Source organism: Phocaeicola sp. GP0067, assembly GCF_031119655.1.
Taxonomy (GTDB): Bacteria; Bacteroidota; Bacteroidia; order Bacteroidales; family Bacteroidaceae; genus Phocaeicola; species Phocaeicola vulgatus.
In genome coordinates this window covers 42,454-62,168 of record NZ_JAVHZY010000022.1, presented here as the reverse complement: position 1 = coordinate 62,168, position 19,715 = coordinate 42,454, and the positions used below count along the sequence as shown (strand labels likewise).

Annotated in this window: 15 protein-coding genes; 11 read left to right on the top strand and 4 right to left on the bottom strand. The window is 40.8% G+C overall.

Annotated features, from left to right (window positions below; translation table 11 throughout):
• Positions 1–122: 122 nt before the first annotated feature.
• Entirely contained in the window at positions 123–977 is an 855-nt protein-coding gene (locus tag RE317_RS15580) for a patatin family protein (RefSeq protein WP_008668014.1), read from the bottom strand.
• 329 nt (positions 978–1,306) lie between these two features.
• Here RE317_RS15580 and RE317_RS15575 point away from each other — a divergent pair, with 329 nt between their 5' ends.
• From RE317_RS15575 to RE317_RS15545, 7 genes are all read left to right on the top strand, one after another.
• A complete protein-coding gene (locus tag RE317_RS15575) occupies positions 1,307–2,698 on the top strand; it encodes an aminopeptidase P family protein (RefSeq protein WP_303266256.1) in 1,392 nt (463 codons plus the stop codon).
• 28 nt (positions 2,699–2,726) lie between these two features.
• Positions 2,727–3,938: an aminopeptidase C gene (locus RE317_RS15570; protein WP_011965433.1), complete on the top strand. Its 1,212-nt coding sequence runs from the start codon at positions 2,727–2,729 to the stop codon at positions 3,936–3,938.
• A 165-nt stretch (positions 3,939–4,103) separates the two neighbouring features.
• Positions 4,104–5,825, top strand: coding sequence for a single-stranded-DNA-specific exonuclease RecJ (gene recJ, locus RE317_RS15565; RefSeq protein WP_011965432.1), 1,722 nt, complete (start codon positions 4,104–4,106; stop codon positions 5,823–5,825).
• A 117-nt stretch (positions 5,826–5,942) separates the two neighbouring features.
• Complete coding sequence (locus tag RE317_RS15560; protein ID WP_005848822.1) at positions 5,943–7,838, top strand: ATP-dependent DNA helicase RecQ; 1,896 nt, start codon at positions 5,943–5,945, stop codon at positions 7,836–7,838.
• A 46-nt stretch (positions 7,839–7,884) separates the two neighbouring features.
• Positions 7,885–10,098: a beta-N-acetylglucosaminidase gene (locus RE317_RS15555; RefSeq protein WP_008782381.1), complete on the top strand. Its 2,214-nt coding sequence runs from the start codon at positions 7,885–7,887 to the stop codon at positions 10,096–10,098.
• Between the two features lie 14 nt (positions 10,099–10,112).
• The gene (locus tag RE317_RS15550) at positions 10,113–11,063 is read left to right on the top strand and encodes a lipopolysaccharide assembly protein LapB (protein WP_005842556.1); all 951 of its coding nucleotides are present in this window, start codon (positions 10,113–10,115) and stop codon (positions 11,061–11,063) included.
• A 59-nt stretch (positions 11,064–11,122) separates the two neighbouring features.
• Complete coding sequence (locus tag RE317_RS15545) at positions 11,123–12,124, top strand: AI-2E family transporter (RefSeq protein ID WP_005848824.1); 1,002 nt, start codon at positions 11,123–11,125, stop codon at positions 12,122–12,124.
• Here RE317_RS15545 and RE317_RS15540 read toward each other — a convergent pair whose 3' ends face one another.
• Both RE317_RS15540 and RE317_RS15535 read right to left on the bottom strand, forming a co-directional pair.
• Positions 12,125–13,300, bottom strand: a complete 1,176-nt coding sequence (locus tag RE317_RS15540) for a MalY/PatB family protein (protein WP_005848825.1) — start codon at positions 13,298–13,300, stop codon at positions 12,125–12,127.
• A gap of 68 nt (positions 13,301–13,368) precedes the next feature.
• Positions 13,369–13,899: a DJ-1/PfpI family protein gene (locus tag RE317_RS15535; protein WP_005848826.1), complete on the bottom strand. Its 531-nt coding sequence runs from the start codon at positions 13,897–13,899 to the stop codon at positions 13,369–13,371.
• A gap of 189 nt (positions 13,900–14,088) precedes the next feature.
• Between RE317_RS15535 and RE317_RS15530 the strand changes: the two genes are divergently transcribed.
• The 4 genes from RE317_RS15530 to RE317_RS15515 all read left to right on the top strand — a co-directional run bounded on the left by RE317_RS15530 (position 14,089) and on the right by RE317_RS15515 (position 17,791).
• Entirely contained in the window at positions 14,089–14,445 is a 357-nt protein-coding gene (locus RE317_RS15530) for a helix-turn-helix domain-containing protein (protein ID WP_005842561.1), read from the top strand.
• Positions 14,446–14,702: 257 nt separating this feature from the next.
• Positions 14,703–15,545 (top strand): prephenate dehydratase, encoded by an 843-nt coding sequence (locus RE317_RS15525; protein ID WP_005842562.1) that lies wholly within the window; start codon positions 14,703–14,705, stop codon positions 15,543–15,545.
• Positions 15,520–16,704 (top strand): pyridoxal phosphate-dependent aminotransferase, encoded by a 1,185-nt coding sequence (locus RE317_RS15520; RefSeq protein WP_008668011.1) that lies wholly within the window; start codon positions 15,520–15,522, stop codon positions 16,702–16,704. The genes RE317_RS15525 and RE317_RS15520 overlap by 26 nt, the downstream gene beginning before the upstream one ends.
• Positions 16,705–16,723: 19 nt before the next feature.
• Positions 16,724–17,791: a bifunctional 3-deoxy-7-phosphoheptulonate synthase/chorismate mutase type II gene (locus RE317_RS15515; protein ID WP_005842564.1), complete on the top strand. Its 1,068-nt coding sequence runs from the start codon at positions 16,724–16,726 to the stop codon at positions 17,789–17,791.
• A 214-nt stretch (positions 17,792–18,005) separates the two neighbouring features.
• Here RE317_RS15515 and RE317_RS15510 read toward each other — a convergent pair whose 3' ends face one another.
• Positions 18,006–19,715 (bottom strand): sialidase family protein, encoded by a 1,710-nt coding sequence (locus RE317_RS15510; protein ID WP_008668009.1) that lies wholly within the window; start codon positions 19,713–19,715, stop codon positions 18,006–18,008.

Sequence of the window (19,715 nt, the reverse complement as noted above, 5' to 3'; positions counted from 1 at the left end):
CAAAAGGAAAGAGCATTCATTCTTGTTATATGCGGTAGAACCTCATCTACCCCATATAACAAGAATGATCCCCCATTCCTCCAATATCCCCATGTATAAAAAACATTCTTTTGGCCAAAAGTTTATTTTTGAAGTATTCGTTTTTCTTCGAACATTTTTTTTGCACAGGCATACCCTTCCTCATATAAATCGGTCAGTTTCTTTATATCTGTTTCAATACGGTCCACTTCCATCGGCTTTTCAGGACGAATTACCACAATCCTGCCCCTGTCTTCCAATTGCTCTACCAAATCAAGCTGTTCGTTGTAAATACGACAACGTTTACTTAAAACCACGCGCAAACGAGGGTATTTTTTATAGATAAAATGAGGAATTTTCATATCCTTTCCTTTTTTGCGATATCCCCGATTACGGGTAAGTACCACTACATTTTTATCAAATCCTTGTTCAATAGCACGCAACACAGGAATAGAATCCACAATTCCCCCATCCAGCATCGGCTCACCATCTACATAAGCTATAGGACAAACATAAGGAAGACTGCTGGACGCCTTAGCTATGGCAATAATACGTCGAGGATCATGTTTCTCTTCCAAATAACACGCCCTACCTGTAATGCAATTAGTAGTCACCATTTCAAAACGAGCAGGATTTTCAGCATATGTTTTATAATCATAAGGAAGAATTTCCTTAGGAAAATGTTCATAAAGCAATTCCTGATCAAGAATACTGTGCTTACGCCATAAATGCTTTATGCCGATATAATGATATTTCTCCAATAAATCAATATTACTAAACTTAGCTCTACCACGCTGGCGAGACATATATGAAAGACCATTGCACGCTCCGGCAGAAACTCCTACCCCATACGGAAACCAAACCTTCTTATCCATCATATAGTCTAATACCCCGCAGGTAAAAACTCCGCGCATACCTCCGCCTTCCAGTACCAGCCCTGTTTTATCATCTATTTTCATAATCAATGTTGAGGAACAAATCTATCCTTGAAAGAGTTCACTGCAAAGTTAACCTTTTCAAAGTATTTAGCCGTATCTTTTATATTTATTAAATAATTGCATTCCATCATAAATATCAATCAAATTCTCCTAGCAGTATAAATTACTGAATGGCAACTTATCAAGGAAAAATAAGAGAAACCTGTGAAATTAGAAAAGCAAGATTGACAAATGATAAAAATAAAGCCGAAATCGATTAAAAAATCAAATAAGCAAATAGTACTTTTAAGATTATAATTATTACATTTGCAACACAGTTCAATAAATTTTCAATTAAAATAAAGTTAGCCATGTTTGATTCCGCAACTTATCAAAGACGCCGTCAGGCACTTAGAAACAAAGTGCAAAACGGTATTATCCTTATACTAGGTAATAATGAAGCTCCGGCAAACTATCCGGATAACACATATAAATTCCGTCAGGACAGTTCATTCCTCTACTTCTTCGGTCATTCTCACCCCGGATATGCAGGTGTAATAGATATAGAAGCAGGAGAGGATTATTTCTTCGGAAATGATGTAGATATGGACGACATTATCTGGATGGGGCCCCAACCCAGTGTGAAAGAGTTGGCTGCACAAGTAGGTATTCAGAAAAGTTTTCCCTTCCCCCAGCTAAAAGAGGTGGTAGGAAAAGCTATCGCGCAAGGTAGAAAAGTACATTTCCTTCCTCCCTACCGATTCGATAATATGATGCTCTTGGAAGACTTAACCGGTATCCGTGCCGCTATAGTAAAGAAATACGCTTCTGTAGAATTGATAAAAGCTGTAGTTGATTTACGTTCTGTAAAAGAAGCTTGCGAAATAGCAGAAATCAATTTGGCATGTAATATCGGTTATGAAATGCACACAGCCGCTATGCGTCTATGTAAACCTGGAATAAAGGAACAATATATCGCCGGAGTACTGGATGGCATCGCCGCTTCTTATGGAAGCATGACTTCATTTGCCACTATCCTGACCCAACATGGGGAAACATTACATAATCATGACCATAGCCATATATTAGAACCAGGACGCATGATGCTGACAGATGCCGGAGCTGAAAGAGTGACAAATTATTGTTCTGACCATACCCGTACCGTACCTGTGGGAGGCAAATTTGAAGGACGGCAAAAAGATGTGTATAATATTGTATTGGCTTGCCATGATAAAGCATTGGAAATTACTCGTCCAGGTATAACCTATATGTCTGTACACTTAGAAGTCTGCAAAGTGCTGGTTCAAGGATTAAAAGACCTGGGGCTCATGAAGGGCAATGTGGAAGAAGCTGTTGCCGCTGGTGCACACGCTTTATTCCTGCCCCATGGATTAGGTCATATGATGGGATTGGATGTACATGACATGGAAGACCTGGGACAAATTTACGTAGGATATGACGATGAAATCCGTCCTTCTTCCCAGTTCGGGCTAGCCTCCCTGCGCATGGGACGTCGCTTACAGGAAGGCTTTGTGATTACCGATGAACCGGGCTGCTATTTTATTCCAGCATTGATTGACAAATGGAAAGCTGAGAAAATGCATACAGACTTCCTGAACTTTGATGCCATTGAAAAATTCAAAGATTTTGGAGGCATCCGCCTGGAAGACGATATTCTGATTACTTCGGAAGGCTCCCGTTTCACTGGCGAGAAACGCATCCCTATCACTATCGAAGAAGTAGAAACTATCATGAATGAGTAACATAACAAACAAAACTATTATTTCTAAAATGAAAAGATTTACATTATTAGCAGCATTAGGTTTATGCAGTATAAGCCTCTTTGCACAAGATGCACAAAAAGAAGAGCCAAAGGAAGAAGGGTTTGTATTCACTACAGTAAAAGAACTGCCTATTACTTCTGTCAAGAACCAAAGCCGTGCCGGTACTTGCTGGTGCTATTCCAGTATGGCTTTTCTAGAATCAGAATTACTTCGTATGGGAAAAGGAGAATACGACTTTTCTGAAATGTACATCGTACACCAAACTTATTTGGATCGAGCCGATGCCGCCGTACGTACTCACGGAGATGTATCTTTTTCCCAAGGAGGATCATTCTATGACGTTATCTATGGAATGAAAAAATTTGGTCTGGTACCCGAAGAAGTTATGCGTCCGGGAGTCATGTATGGTGATACATTAAGTAACCATACAGAACTTACAGCCGTATCGGATGCTGTAGTAGCAGCAATAGCCAAAGGAAAATTACGCAAACTCCAGACAGATAATAACCATAATCCATTATGGAAAAAGGCCATTGCCGCTATTCATGATATCTATTTAGGTAAATGCCCTGAAAAATTCACTTATAAAGGAAAAGAATACACTCCCCATTCATTCTTCGAATCAACAGGATTGAATCCAAATGATTACATTTCATTGACCTCGTACACCCACCATCCGTTCTACGAACCATTTGTTCTTGAAATTCAAGACAACTGGCGTTGGGGGCAATCATACAACCTTCCCATTGATGAATTCATGCAGGTTTTTGATAATGCCATTAATAACGGCTATCCAATCGCATGGGGATCTGATGTCAGTGAACAAGGCTTTACACGTGACGGCGTAGCTGTTATGCCCGATACGGAAAAAGTACAAGAACTAAGTGGATCAGACATGGCTCATTGGTTGAAAATGAAACCGGAAGAAAAGAAACTGAACACCAAACCACAACCTCAGAAATGGTGTACACAAGAAGAACGCCAGGAAGCTTATGACAATTGGGAAACAACCGATGATCATGGTATGTTGATTTACGGTATAGCTAAGGATCAAGAAGGAAACGACTATTATATGGTAAAGAATTCTTGGGGAAAAGCCGGAAAATACGATGGCTTATGGTATGCCTCTAAAGCATTCGTCCGTTACAAAACCATGAATATCGTAGTCAATAAAAATGCACTGCCTAAAGAAATTGCTAAAAAATTAGGTATCAAATAATCCGCTACTATACAATACTTTACCGCTAATTCCATAAAATATATATGGAATTAGCGGTTTTTTTATTTGTTTTTTCCTAACTTTACGGATTGATTGGGTAAGTATAACCAGAAAATGGTATTATCCCGTTTCCGAGAGCAGAAAAAAGAAAAAACAATATATAAAATGAATCACAAATGGAATTATCAACCTCCAAGCCAAGAACAGACAGAAGCAGCTAAAGCATTAGCCAAAGAAACAGGGATCAGCCCGATTCTTTGTAAGTTGTTGCTGGAAAGAGGTATAACCTCAGCAGCAGAGGCTAAAAGATTTTTCCGCCCCCAGCTTAACGAGCTACACGACCCATTCCTGATGAAGGATATGAGCATTGCTGTAGAACGGCTTAATCAAGCTATGGGCAGGAAAGAACGTATCATGGTTTATGGAGATTATGATGTAGACGGTACAACAGCTGTAGCATTGGTATACAAATTTCTCCAGCAGTTCTATTCGAACATTGACTACTATATTCCCGACCGATATAATGAGGGCTACGGAGTATCAGTAAAAGGAGTGGATTATGCCTGTGAAACAGGTGTAAAACTCATTATTGTGTTAGATTGCGGTATTAAAGCCGTAGAGGAAATTGCTTATGCAAAAGAAAAAGGTATCGATTTCATCATCTGTGACCACCATGTGCCTGATGATATATTGCCACCAGCCGTAGCTATTCTGAATGCCAAACGGGCTGACAATACATATCCTTACGATCATCTTTCGGGATGTGGTGTAGGCTTCAAGTTCATGCAGGCTTTCGCTTTGAATAATGGCATTGAATTTCATCAACTAACTCCTTTATTAGATTTGGTTGCTGTCAGCGTAGCATCAGACATCGTACCTATCATGGGAGAGAACCGAGTGCTGACACACCACGGCTTAAAGCAGTTGAATTCCAATCCCAGTGTAGGTCTGAAAGCTATTATCGATGTATGCGGATTATCAGAAAAAGAAATTACCGTAGGTGATATCGTATTCAAGATAGGTCCGCGCATCAACGCATCCGGACGTATACAGAACGGAAAAGAGGCGGTGGAACTGCTCATAGAAAAGGACTTCTCGGCAGCATTGGAGAAAGCCAACCAAATCAACCAATACAATGAAACCCGTAAAGATCTGGATAAGACCATGACCGAAGAGGCCAACCAAATTGTAGACCACTTGGAAGGACTAGCAGACCGGCGTTCCATTGTCATCTATAATGAAGCGTGGCATAAAGGTGTTATCGGTATCGTAGCCTCACGCCTTACAGAGATTTATTACCGCCCGGCAGTTGTATTAACCCGTACAGATAATCTGGCAACTGGTTCCGCCCGTTCCGTATCAGGTTTCGATGTCTACAAAGCTATCGAACATTGTCGTGACTTGTTGGAAAACTTTGGAGGACACACTTATGCTGCAGGACTATCCATGAAAGTGGAAAATGTGGAAGAATTCACCCGTCGTTTTGAAACCTATGTCACAGAACATATTTTGCCGGAACAGACCAGTGCTGTAATTGATATTGATGCAGAAATTGACTTCCGGGATATCACTCCGAAGTTCCATGCAGACCTGAAAAAGTTCAATCCCTTCGGACCGGACAACCACAAACCAATCTTTTGTACACATAATGTATATGATTATGGAACCAGCAAAGTAGTAGGGCGTGATCAGGAACACATCAAGTTGGAATTGGTAGACAATAAATCAAACAATGTGATGAATGGCATCGCTTTCGGACAAAGTTCACAAGCACGCTATATCAAGACCAAACGTTCTTTTGATATTTGTTATACCATTGAAGAGAATACGCACAAACGTGGTGAAGTACAATTGCAAATAGAAGATATAAAACCCAGTGAGGAATAATGATAAAGATTTATCTTTGAAATATGTCAAAACTTTAATGACGTTATCAGACACTTATCAGAATAATAAGATGATAAGTCATTGGAGTTTTGACATAATTTTCTTATTTCCCGTCCAATGACCTATAAAGAAATTCTAAAACAATATTGGGGATATGATGACTTTCGGGGCATACAGAAAGAAATCATTGAAAGTATAGGCAACGGTCACGACACGCTAGGATTGATGCCTACCGGTGGCGGCAAATCCATTACCTTCCAAGTACCAGCTTTAGCACAACCCGGATTATGTTTGGTTATTACACCTCTTATTGCCCTGATGAAGGACCAAGTACGCAATTTACGCGACCGAGGTATCAAAGCTTTGGCAGTTTATTCAGGCATGACACGCGAAGAGATCATTGTTGCATTGGAAAACTGTATCTTCGGCGACTATAAATTCCTTTATATTTCTCCGGAAAGGCTGGATACTGAAATATTCCGTAGCAAACTACGGAACATGAAGGTAAGCATGATCACGGTAGATGAGTCACACTGTATCTCTCAATGGGGATATGATTTCCGCCCTGCTTATCTGAAAATTGCAGAAATTCGCGAACTCCTTCCCGACATACCTGTATTGGCACTGACAGCAACTGCCACTCCGGAAGTAGTAACAGACATTCAAACAAAGCTAAACTTTAAAAAAGACAGTCAGGTTTTCCGAATGAGTTTCGAAAGAAAAAACTTGGCTTACATTGTACGTCCTACAGAAAATAAACAGGAAGAGCTATTACATATTTTAAATAGTGTGCCCGGCTGCGCCATTGTCTATACCCGCAACCGGAAACGTACACGTGAAATTGCCGAACTACTGGTCAATAACGGCATAACTGCCACTTTCTATCATGCCGGTTTGAATAATGATGTAAAAGATCAACGTCAAAAAAGCTGGCTCACCGGAGAAAGCCGTACTATGGTAGCAACCAACGCCTTCGGAATGGGTATCGACAAACCAGATGTACGTATCGTTATCCACATAGATATGCCTGATTCTCCTGAAGCCTATTTTCAAGAAGCCGGACGAGCAGGGCGCGACGGGCAGAAAGCATATGCTGTCCTGCTATACGCCCAAAGTGATAAAACCACCCTCAACAAACGTATCAGTGATACATTTCCCGACAAGGATTATATCCGAAAAGTGTACGAAGATATCAACTACTATTTTCAAATGGCCATGGGAGACGGTATGGGTTGCACCTTTGCTTTTAACTTGGATGAATTCTGTCGTAACTTCAAACATTTCCCCGTACAAGCCGACAGCGCTTTAAAGATTCTGACCCGTGCCGGATATTTAGAATATACAGACGAGCAAGATAATGCTTCACGTATTCTTTTCACGATGAAACGCGACGAACTCTATAAACTACACGAGAATGATACAGATACAGAGAAACTGATAAACATCATCTTGCGTTCTTATACAGGACTATTTACTGATTATGCCTATATTAACGAAGATTCCTTAGTAATCCGCTCCGGATTAACCCGCCAACGAATCTATGAAATTCTACTGGCGCTGACTCGTAGACATATCATACATTACATTCCACGGAAAAAGACACCTTATATTATATATACCCGTGAACGGCAAGAAAAGAATCGCCTTGCCCTAACCCGGGAAATATACGAAGACCGGAAAAAAAGCTATACCACCCGAATCAAGGCTATGATAGAATATGCCACAGCCGATGATAAATGTCGTAGCCGAATGCTACTCAGATATTTCGGAGAAAAGAACGAACACAACTGCGGACAATGTGATGTATGTCTTAACAAACATCATTCAGGAATAAAACAGGGAGAATTTCAAGAATTGGAACAACAAATCAAACAGCTATTGCAGGCAGGCGCCATGCCTGCTTCAGAACTACTGAACCAATTGAATAGCAATCGTGAAAAAGCGGAAAAGGTACTCTCCTACCTACTTTCCGAAGAAATAATACAATTAAAAGATGGAATTCTTTCTGTATAAATCGTATCTTTGCCATTGATTTATTAACCTTTTACCCCAACAGAACATGAAAAAAATGCATTTGGCAATCATTTGTCTTTTTACCGGTTGTACTATCTTTGCCCAAAACATAGAAGTACAGCCCATCCCTCAACAAGTTTCCAAACAAGACGGACAAATCAATTTACCTGAAACTTACCAACTCTTGGGAGAAACTGAAGCCAATCCATATGCCGTACAAGAATTAAAAGATTTATTAGGTGGAAAACACCCGGCCAATACCGGTTTGCGCATTTATATAGGAGAAAAAGGAGACAAGTCCATCCGCAAGTTTACTCGTCAGATCCCCAACCAAAAGGAAGGTTATTATCTATCCATCAATAATAAGGAAATAATTCTGGCAGGAAACGATGAACGTGGAACCTACTATGCCTTGCAAACCTTAAAACAATTGCTCAAAGATAACCAATTACCGGTAATAGAGATACAAGACTATCCGGCCATACGCTACCGTGGTGTCGTAGAAGGATTTTACGGGACCCCCTGGAGCCATAATGCCCGTCTTCGCCAACTTCAATTTTATGGTGAAAACAAAATGAACACCTATATATACGGCCCTAAAGATGACCCTTACCATAGTTCTCCCAACTGGCGTCTGCCTTACCCCGAAAAAGAAGCAAAACAATTACAGGAATTAGTAAAAGTAGCTCAAGAAAACGAAGTCGATTTTGTTTGGGCTATCCATCCGGGACAAGACATCAAATGGAATAAGGAAGACCGTGAATTATTATTGGCAAAATTTGAAAAGATGTATCATCTCGGTGTCCGTTCTTTTGCCGTCTTCTTTGATGATATTTCAGGAGAAGGTACCAACCCTGTGAAACAAGCAGAACTGCTGAATTACATAGATGAACATTTTGTAAAAGTAAAACCGGATGTAACTCCCCTTATCATGTGCCCCACAGAATACAATAAAAGTTGGTCCGACCCTGCTAAAGGATATCTTACTACTTTAGGAGACAAACTGAATCCATCCATACAAATTATGTGGACAGGAGACCGGGTTATTTCCGATATTACCCAAGATGGTATTCAATGGATAAACGAACGGATTAAACGTCCGGCATATATATGGTGGAACTTTCCTGTTTCCGATTACGTTAGAGATCATCTGCTCATGGGACCAGTATATGGAAACGATACTCAAATAGCCAATCAGATGTCTGGCTTTGTAACTAATCCGATGGAACATGCCGAGGCTTCTAAAATAGCCATTTATAGTGTAGCCTCATACGCTTGGAATCCAACAAAATATAACAGTGAAAAAACTTGGAAAGACGCTATTATGAACATTTTGCCCGATGCTGCCACTGAACTGGAATTCTTTGCCGCCCATAATTCGGACTTGGGCCCCAACGGACATAAATATCGCCGAGAGGAATCTGTAAATCTCCAACCCACAGCGCAGAGCTTTACTGAAAGTTACATAAAAAATAAAACTTACACTGAAAAAGACTTCTCTATTCTACAAGAAACCTTCAGCCAGATGGTTGAATCAAGTGATATTTTAGTCGCCCATGCTGATAAAAATCCGATTATAGTAGAAATCATGCCTTGGCTTTATCAGTTCAAACTATTGGGTGAAACCGGAAATGAAGTACTGGCAATGGTCAAAGCATACGACAAAAATGACCAATCTTTATTTATGCGTAAATACAAGCACGTGAAAGCCTTGCAACAACAAATGTTTCAAATTGACCAGACATACAACCAAAACCCTTACCAACCGGGTATAAAGACAGCAGGAAGAGTAATCAAGCCATTGATTGATCAAACTTTCGCCACCGTCACGCAATGCTATAACCAAAAATATAGCACACTGCTGAATGCTGAAACCGACTATATGCCGCATAAACTAATAAGCGATATCAGTCAGATAAAGAACTTACCTTTACAGGTAAAGATAAACCGCATTCAGATTTCTCCGGCGCTGGAAGTTATCAGATGGCCCGGTAATGGTTCATTGACTATCGAACTGGATCAAGTTTATCCCGGAGAAAATATAGAGATAGATTTCGGGAAACCGGAAATCGCAACTTGGGGAAGTCTTGAGATATCTGCAAATGGAAAAGACTGGAGTAAAGTAAACTTTACACAAAAAAACAACCGACTGACTGCCAGTTTACAACAGAAACCAATAAAGGCAGTACGTTTTACCAACATGCAGCATCAGGAACAAGAAATTTACCTCAGACGATTTATTATAACAATAGACAAATAAAACAACTATAAATTATGGGCTTATTTAAATCCTTATTCGGCGGAAACAACACCCCCGAAACCGAAAAAGAGAAAAATGATAAAAAGAACTTCGAGATTTTAAAATACGACGGCATCCGCGCCCAACGTATGGGTAAACTACCTTATGCCATTAAATGTTTTGAAGAAGCAGTTGCCATCAACGATGAATTGGAAACACTCAGCCTGCTAGCCACTGCTTATACACAGGCAAACCGACTAGATGATGCCCGTATCACACTAGACCGCATGGCTACAAAAGATCCTGAACAAGTAAACACCTTCCTTTCACTAGCTGGCATCTGCTATATGCAGGAAGATTACGAAAATATGAAGGATGCCTGCCAAAAAGCTTTGGTTTTAGATAATAAGAACCCCCTATCTTTCTATTTGACAGCAAAAGCAGCTATCGGCATGAAAGATGATATCACCGCCATCGCTATGCTGACTAAAGCTATCGTATTGAAAGAAGATTATACCGAAGCATACCAGCTACGCGCTGAAGTACTTTGGAAAATGAAACAAGCAAAAGATGCTGCCGAAGATATACAAAAGTTGCTCAGCCTCAATCCCGACGACGAACAAGCCTTGCTTTTGAAAGGAGAAATTCTAGCCGCCACCAATGAACCGGAACAAGCACAAGAATGTTTTAATCAAGTATTGTCACTCAATCCGTTCAATGAAAAGGCCTATATCCTGTCAGGAGAACTATATCTGGTAAACAAAGATTTTGACAAAGCATTGGCTGTATATGATGAAGCCATTGAAATCAATCCCAACTTTGCCAAAGCATATCATGAACGAGGACGTATCAAATTACTTAAAGGAGACAAAGACGGATCTGTGGAAGATATGAAGAAAGCAATAGAACTGGCTCCTGAAAATGAAATGAATATTAGCGGTCAATACAATAATTATGAAAACATGACTAAGAATGTTCCGTTTTAAAAGCGGAACATTTCAATTCGTTTTATTGTTTATTTATATACAAAATAAGCAAAAAACACATGAGCGTAAAAGAACAGTATTGGAAATATTCCCTTATCACCATTATACTGGGATTAGGACTTATTTTATTTATAAAAATGTCTCCTTTCATGGGAGGTATTTTAGGAGCATGCACCATTTACATCATGGTAAGAAAACAAATGTTTTATCTTACCCAAGAAAAACATTTCAAAAAAAGTATTACAGCCATTTTACTCTTGATAGAAGCCATCATGTGCTTTCTTGTACCTTTATCATTGGCTGTATGGTTACTGATCAATAAATTACAGACGGTAAACGTAGATACAACAGGTTTTATCCATACGGTAACCAATCTTGCCGATTGGCTTCATACCAAGACGGGATATGACTTACTAAGCGCAGAAAACATTTCATCCATAGCCTCCATTCTTCCTGCCATCGGACAGTTTCTGATGGGAAGTATCAGTAGCTTTGCCGTTAATGCTTTCGTATTGGTCTTTATTCTCTACTTCATGCTGATTGGCGGAATTCAAATGGAAAAATACATCTATGAGTTACTTCCCTTCAGCGATACAAACAAAAAAAATGTACTGAAAGAAATTAATATGATTGTCAGGAGTAATGCAATAGGTATTCCCTTACTGGCAGTCATTCAAGGAGGAATAGCTACATTAGGCTACTATTTGTTTGATGTACCCAGCGCGCTATTGTTTGGCTTCCTGACCTGCTTTGCCACCGTCATTCCTATTGTAGGAACGGCATTGGTATGGTTCCCGCTAGCCGCCTATCTTGCTCTTTCAGGAGATTGGACACATGCCGTCGGACTACTTCTTTATTGTGGATTAATTGTAACAAACATTGACAATCTAATTCGTTTTATTCTGCAAAAGAAGATGGCAGACACCCATCCACTCATCACCATTTTTGGAGTGGTCATCGGACTTTCCTTATTCGGATTCATGGGTGTCATATTCGGACCGTTATTGTTATCCATCTTCATTTTATGCGTGAATATCTTTAAGACGCAATACTTAAAATAATCACTTTATATATAGTTGATAAGCATCCGCCAGTTGTTTCATCGCCTTTTCAATGATACAACGCGGACTTGCCACGTTTAAACGCATAAAGCCAATGCCTTCCTTACCAAACATTTCCCCGTCATTCAATGCCAAATGCGCTTTATCTACAAAGAATTCATTCAAATCTTTCTGGCTCAACTCCAGTTCACGGCAATCCAACCAAACTAAATAAGAAGCCTCCGGACGAATGGCCTTGATTTTAGGTGCATGTTTTTTCAAAAATTCGTCGACAAAATCTATATTTCCTTGTATATACGCCAAACATTGGTCAAGCCATTCCGTACCATGACTATAAGCAGCCTCAACAGAAAGAAAAGCAAAGACATGTCCCATATCCAACTCACCGGCATCCATATAGATACGGAAGCGTTTACGCAAATCTTCATTAAAAATAAGAGCATGTGAGGCAGATAGTCCCGGCATATTAAAAGCCTTGCTAGGAGACATAAAAGTAACGGAGTTCATTCGAGCCTTTTCACTGACAGTAGCAAAAGGACGATGCGTATGAGGAGGTAAAGTCAAATCCGCATGAATTTCATCCGAGAAGACCAATACTTTCTCATCATAACAGATATCAGCTATCGCTCGTAACTCTGCTTCAGTCCACACAACGCCACCCGGATTATGAGGATTACATAAAATAAAGAGCTTACAACCTTTAATTTGTTCACGAAAAGCATCCAAATCCATACGGTACATCCCGTTCTCCCATTTCAACGGATTTATGACCAAAGTACGCTCATTACGAGTCGTAACCCATGCAAAAGGATGATAAACAGGAGGTTGAATCATTACCTTATCCCCTTTCTGAGTAAAACAATTCATAGCCATACCGATGCCCGGTACAATGCCGGGAACAAAATTTATCACTTCCTTGGTCACGATCAAATCATAACGCTGTTTTACCCAGTTTATAATCGCATTATAATAGCTATCTGGTTTGCCGGTATACCCTAAAACTTCATTTTCGCAACGTTTACGAATAGCATCTGTTACAAAAGGAGCTGTGGCAAAATCCATATCAGCCACCCATAAAGGAATCAAATCCGTACGTCCCCAAATATGTTTCAGCCCTTCTACTTTCTCAGCAGACGTACCGCTGCGATCTATCACTTTATCAAAATTGTATTTCATTGTTTCTATTTTTAGGAATTGTCGCCCAAATATAGGAAATTTCTACATTGGGCGACATTAATATTCCCTTATTTTTTCAAGGCTTCAATTACCTGAGGCATCATTGTCCAAACAAAATTTTCACTTTGTGCTGTATAAAAATTACCATCAACAACCGATCTCTCATCAGTAGCCATCCCTTTACTTACAGCCGGTTTTGCCAAAGGATGCACAGCTAATCTCTTTCCCTCTGTAATTCCAGCAAAATCAAACAACAGACCTGCAGCACAATGACCTATCAGGATCTTTCCCTTCCCGGCAAATGCCTTCAAGACCGACATCAAGTCCACATTATAAGACTTATCCGCATTTTGAGCAAATACGGGAACCGCATCCCCACAGGCAAAAACCAAAGCATCAAAATCATCTTCATGCCCTATAAGATTTGCAATCACATCATCGGCCACCAATTCAATGCCCGAGTTTGTTTTAATTTCCTTTGTTTCCGCCACTGCATACACCTTATAGGATATACCATTTTCAAAAAACGCTTCCAAATACTGGAACAAACCGAATCCGTTCACCGGATTTACCGCTAAAACAGCTACTTTCTTTGCCATAATCTTAACTTATTATAAGTGAAACAATAAATTTATCTAGTAGAACAATAGTTCTCTTTAGTAAGTTTATTACTTTTGTAATGCAAATGTAAGTATCCTTCTTCCCAAAAACAAGAAGGCACCTGTAGATAAGGAACTTACATAGAGGTAACCATTGTTGAACGGCAAGCAAATAGAGAATATTAAAAAATGAAAAATTTTCATCCGGATAATAATTGCCCTGTACGGAATGTATTGTGCAGGCTTGGTGATAAATGGTCTATGCTGGTTCTTATCACATTAAATGCTAACGGAACCATGCGATTCTGCGACATTCATAAAACAATAGCCGATATCTCACAACGTATGCTGACTGTAACTCTGCGCACACTGGAAACTGACGGACTAGTGAGCCGGAAGGTGTATGCCGAAGTTCCGCCGCGAGTAGAATATGAACTGACAGAAAGAGGGAAAAGCTTAATACCACATATAGAAGGATTAGTAGATTGGGCTTTACAACAGATGCCGGGAATTATGGAAAGCAGGAGCCAAACAGGCACTGCCTAAAAAAAAATTGAAAAAAAGCTTCTTATTTATTTGTTTTTACTAGAAATATATTACTTTTGCAGCGTATTCAATAACAATAAGAACAAAATGAAAGCATTATACAATACATACTTTTTCTTCTTTTATTACTTTTACTTTAGCAACAAAGTGAAGCGGGAGTTTGTATGTGTACGTTAAACAATGATTAAAACAATGCGATAATAACAACGAAATCCCGCTTCCGGCAGAAGCGGGATTTTTTTATAATATATATACGAATGAAAAAGATAGCAATACAAGGTGTACCGGGCTCGTATCACGACATTGCCGCCCACAAGTTCTTCCCCGGAGAAGAGATCGAACTAATCTGCTGTTCCACGTTCGAAGAAGTCTTTGCGAACATAAAGCAGGATAGCAATGTAATTGGTATGCTCGCTATCGAGAACACCATTGCAGGCAGTTTGCTGCACAACTATGAGTTACTGCGCGAAAGCGGCATGACCATTGTCGGCGAACACAAACTACGCATCAAACACAGCTTCATGTGCTTGCCGGACGACAATTGGGAAACACTGACAGAAGTCAACTCCCACCCTGTTGCCTTGGCACAATGCCGTGAATTCCTGATACAACATCCCAAACTGAAAATAGTAGAAACGGAAGATACGGCAGGAAGTGCGGAAGCCATCAAACGGGAAAATCTGAAAGGACACGCCGCTATCTGCTCCAGATACGCCGCCGATTTGTACGGAATGAAAGTATTGGAAGAAGGCATCGAAACAAACAAACACAACTTCACGCGTTTCCTTGTAGTGGCCGACCCATGGAAAGCCGATGACTTACGTGAACGTTCGAAAGTAAACAAGGCCAACATCGTCTTCTCCCTCCCCCACAACGAAGGAAGCCTGTCGCAAGTGCTCTCTATCTTTTCTTTCTATAAAATAAATCTGACCAAGATTCAATCATTACCGATTATAGGCCGCGAATGGGAATATCTGTTCTATGTAGACGTAATTTTCAATGATTATTTAAGATACAAGCAGTCTATCGACGCCGTTTCACCATTGACAAAAGAACTTAAAATATTAGGAGAATATGCAGAAGGAACATCAACCATATAATATTCAGCCGGCAGACCGTCTGGCGAATGTTAGCGAATACTACTTCAGCCGTAAACTGAAAGAAGTGGCACAAATGAATGCCGAAGGTAAAAATGTAATCAGTTTGGGTATCGGAAGCCCTGACATGCCTCCTTCGGAAGAAACCGTCAATGTGTTGTGCGAACAGGCAAAGCGTCCTGATGCGCACGGATACCAACCTACTGTCGGCATTCCTGAATTACGCAAAGCCATGGCCGACTGGTACAAGCGTTGGTATCATGTAGAGCTTGATCCGGCAACCGAAATCCAGCCGCTCATCGGTTCCAAAGAAGGTATCCTGCATGTGACGCTGGCATTGGTCAATCCGGGTGATCAGGTATTGGTTCCCAATCCGGGGTATCCTACCTACACCTCTTTAAATAAAATATTGGGCAGTGAGATTGTGAACTACAACCTGCGCGAAGACAACCATTGGCAACCCGATTTTGATGAACTGGAGAAGATGGACTTGAGCCGCGTCAAGATTATGTGGACCAACTATCCCAATATGCCGACCGGAGCGAACGCCACGATGGAACTGTATGAAAAGCTGGTAAACTTTGCACGCCGCCATAATATTGTGATTGTAAACGACAACCCATACAGCTTTATCCTGAACAAGAAACCACTGAGTATTCTTAATGTGCCCGGAGCCAAAGAATGCTGCATCGAGTTCAACTCTATGAGCAAGAGCCACAACATGCCCGGCTGGCGTGTGGGAATGCTCGCCACCAATGCGCAGTTTATACAATGGATATTGAAAATAAAGAGTAATATTGACTCAGGAACTTTCCGCCCCATGCAACTGGCCGCCGCACAAGCTTACAACAACAGTGTGGAATGGCACGAAGAAGCGAACGTCAATGTATATAGCCGTCGCCGCCAACTGGCAGAAGAGATTATGAAAGTACTCGGTTGTAGCTTTGATCCCAATCAGGTAGGTATGTTCCTTTGGGGACGCATTCCCGAATCTTACAATGATGTAGAAGAACTGACCGAAAAAGTTTTGCACGAAGCACGTGTGTTCATTACTCCGGGCTTTATCTTCGGCAGCAACGGCAAACGCTATATCCGTATTTCCCTCTGTGCCAAAGAAGAAAAGCTGGCAGAAGCACTGGAAAGAATTAAAAAGATAATGTAACAAAACAAAATATCAGATTATGGAATTAGATTTAAAACCCATCGAACTTCCGGGAATTGAAAAGAAACGCCCGATGATTATCGCCGGCCCATGTAGTGCCGAAACCGAAGAACAAGTAATGGATACCGCCACTATGCTGGCCAATAAAGGCATTAAGATTTTCCGTGCCGGCATCTGGAAACCGCGTACCAAACCGGGAGGTTTCGAAGGCATCGGTGTAGATGGCCTGGCATGGCTGAAACGTGTGAAACAGGAAACCGGTATGTATGTTGCCACCGAAGTAGCTACTGCCAAACACGTTTACGAATGTTTAAAGGCAGGTATTGATGTGCTTTGGATTGGCGCACGCACCACTGCCAATCCGTTTGCCGTGCAGGAAATTGCCGATGCACTGAAAGGTGTGGATATTCCTATATTGATTAAAAACCCTGTCAACCCTGACCTTGAATTGTGGATTGGAGCTTTCGAGCGCATCAACAATGCAGGTTTGAAGCAACTGGGTGCTATCCATCGCGGATTCTCTTCTTATGATAAAAAGATTTACCGTAACCTACCCCAATGGCATATCCCTATCGAATTGCGCCGCCGCATTCCCGAACTGCCTATTTTCTGTGACCCCAGCCATATCGGTGGCAAGCGCGAGTTGGTAGCTCCCCTCTGCCAGCAGGCGATGGACTTAGGTTTTGACGGCTTAATCGTAGAATCACACTGCAATCCCGACTGTGCATGGAGCGATGCCGCCCAACAAGTCACTCCCGATGTGCTGGACTACATCCTAAATCTGCTGGTCATCCGCAAAGAAACCCAAACAACTGAAAACCTGGGTGAACTGCGTAACCAAATCGATGATTGCGACAATGAGATTATCGAAGTATTGGCAAAACGTATGCGTGTCTGCCGTGAAATCGGTACATTCAAGAAAGAACATGATATGACCATTCTACAGACAGGTCGTTACAATGAGATTCTGGACAAGCGCGGTGCACAAGGTTCATTGTGCGGCATGGATTCAGAATTCATTAAAAAAGTATTCGAAGCCATCCACGAAGAAAGCGTAAGGCAACAAATGGAAATCATTAATAAATAAATAAATAAATAAATACAAAAGAGTATATCAAGACTCTGAAATGCTATCATTTCATTTTTATCATTCTGAACTTTGCGAAGAATATACATACATAAAGTATGCTGCTAACAGATTCTTCACTATTGTTCAGAATGATAAAATGATAAGCAAATTTACTTTTGCAGTATTCCATATCACCTTTTCCGGAGATAAGAAACAGAAGTTTATTTATTCTTTAATCTCCGATTAACTCTTTTATTTTTACTTGCTGAAAAACCATCTGTGCTTGGCTGCTTTCATACAATATCCCAATAGTTTCCCCGTCAACAGAAGTAATACAAGAATATCCGAAACCGCCATATTCATCAAGCAGAATTTTTCTTTCCTCCGGCCATGTTTTTCCGTCATCCAGACTGACCTTCAATGTCATGTGATCCCGACTATTATATGATTCAGGATTACAAAATAAAAGAATAGACTTCTCCATACCGTTTCTTCTATAAAGATGTTTATGGATACTTGCCATACAAGTAGGTTCAACCAATGCATTACGGGAAGTGGAATGTTCTACCCATGTTTCACCCAAATCAGCAGTTACACAAATTCTACGTCCATTTATCTCCTTATTACCATAATTCCGATTATCACGCATATTAAGCATGATATTTCCATCTTGCAGCTGCACAGCCATACATTCTGTCGTATTATGATAGGCAGGCTTACCGGCTGTCCACGTTTTCCCTCCATCCCTACTCCAGGTTATATTCGAAAAAGGCATTCCATCCTTATCCCGTCCTTGGGTAGGAAAGACCAAAGTTCCGTCTTTCAATGTAATTCCATGCCCCGGTGCCGGTGCATAAAGCCACCATTCCGGACGCTTTGTATTCCGGGTTATATTTATCGGTTCACTCCATGTCCGTCCTTCATCGGTACTTTTAGTAATTAAGAATTGAGATGTTTCTTTCACCTCCAGTCCCGGTTGAGAACCTTTCGCATGCCATTGATGAATCCAACGCGTACTATCCTGGGTCATACCTTCTACCCATTTCCCCGTTTTTCCATCTAAAACACCATGCATCCACAGTCCTGCCACATAGATATCTCCAGTCTTTTCATCCACCAAAATGCAAGCATCACTTACTCCATTATATTTTTCAGGCAAGCCACCCCAAGTCTTCATGTCCAGGACAACCTGCATAGGCTGCCAAGTTTCACCACCGTCAAAACTACGATTCAAAGCAATATCAATATTACCTTGCAAGTCGCGCGAAGTATCATAACGTGCATCGTAAACAGCCAGTAATGTTCCGTTCTTTGAAGTAGCGATGCCCGGAATACGGGAAGTATTCACTCCATCTTGTCCAAACTGACGTACAGCCACACCAAGACGCAAATCCACCAAAGAGCCATCCAGCAAAACTTCTCCTTTTCCCTTCACTGTTTTTACCGAAGAGCAAGCCAATCGGACACGGTGAGAAAGATTGACCCGGTCCTTCAATTTCAACGTCACCCAGACAAGGGTCGTATCGTCTTTCAAGACCAAAGGTTCCTTGAAAGAAACTTTTTCAGAAACTTGCATGGGAAGCGTTAACGGATGTTCAACAGACAATGTTCCATCCGCAGCCGAAGCATAAAGCCTGATATGTTCAATATCCGTTAAGTCTGTACTCCCTTTCAAAGAGCAAACAATTTCCCGGACAGCACAATCACCCGAAGCCTGTTTGACAAACTCCAATCTCAGTACAGGATTCGCTTCTTTCAGTGTTAATACAGGTAAAACAGGCTGTCTTACAATAACTTTCACAGGCGATGCCCACAGACCACCAATCATAAAAACAAATACAATCAAAAAAAAATAAATACGATACTTCATGACTTTATATATTTCCATTATATCCCGATTAAAAGAACTTCTATCATAAAGTGCTGTTCTTCTCTCCTTCAT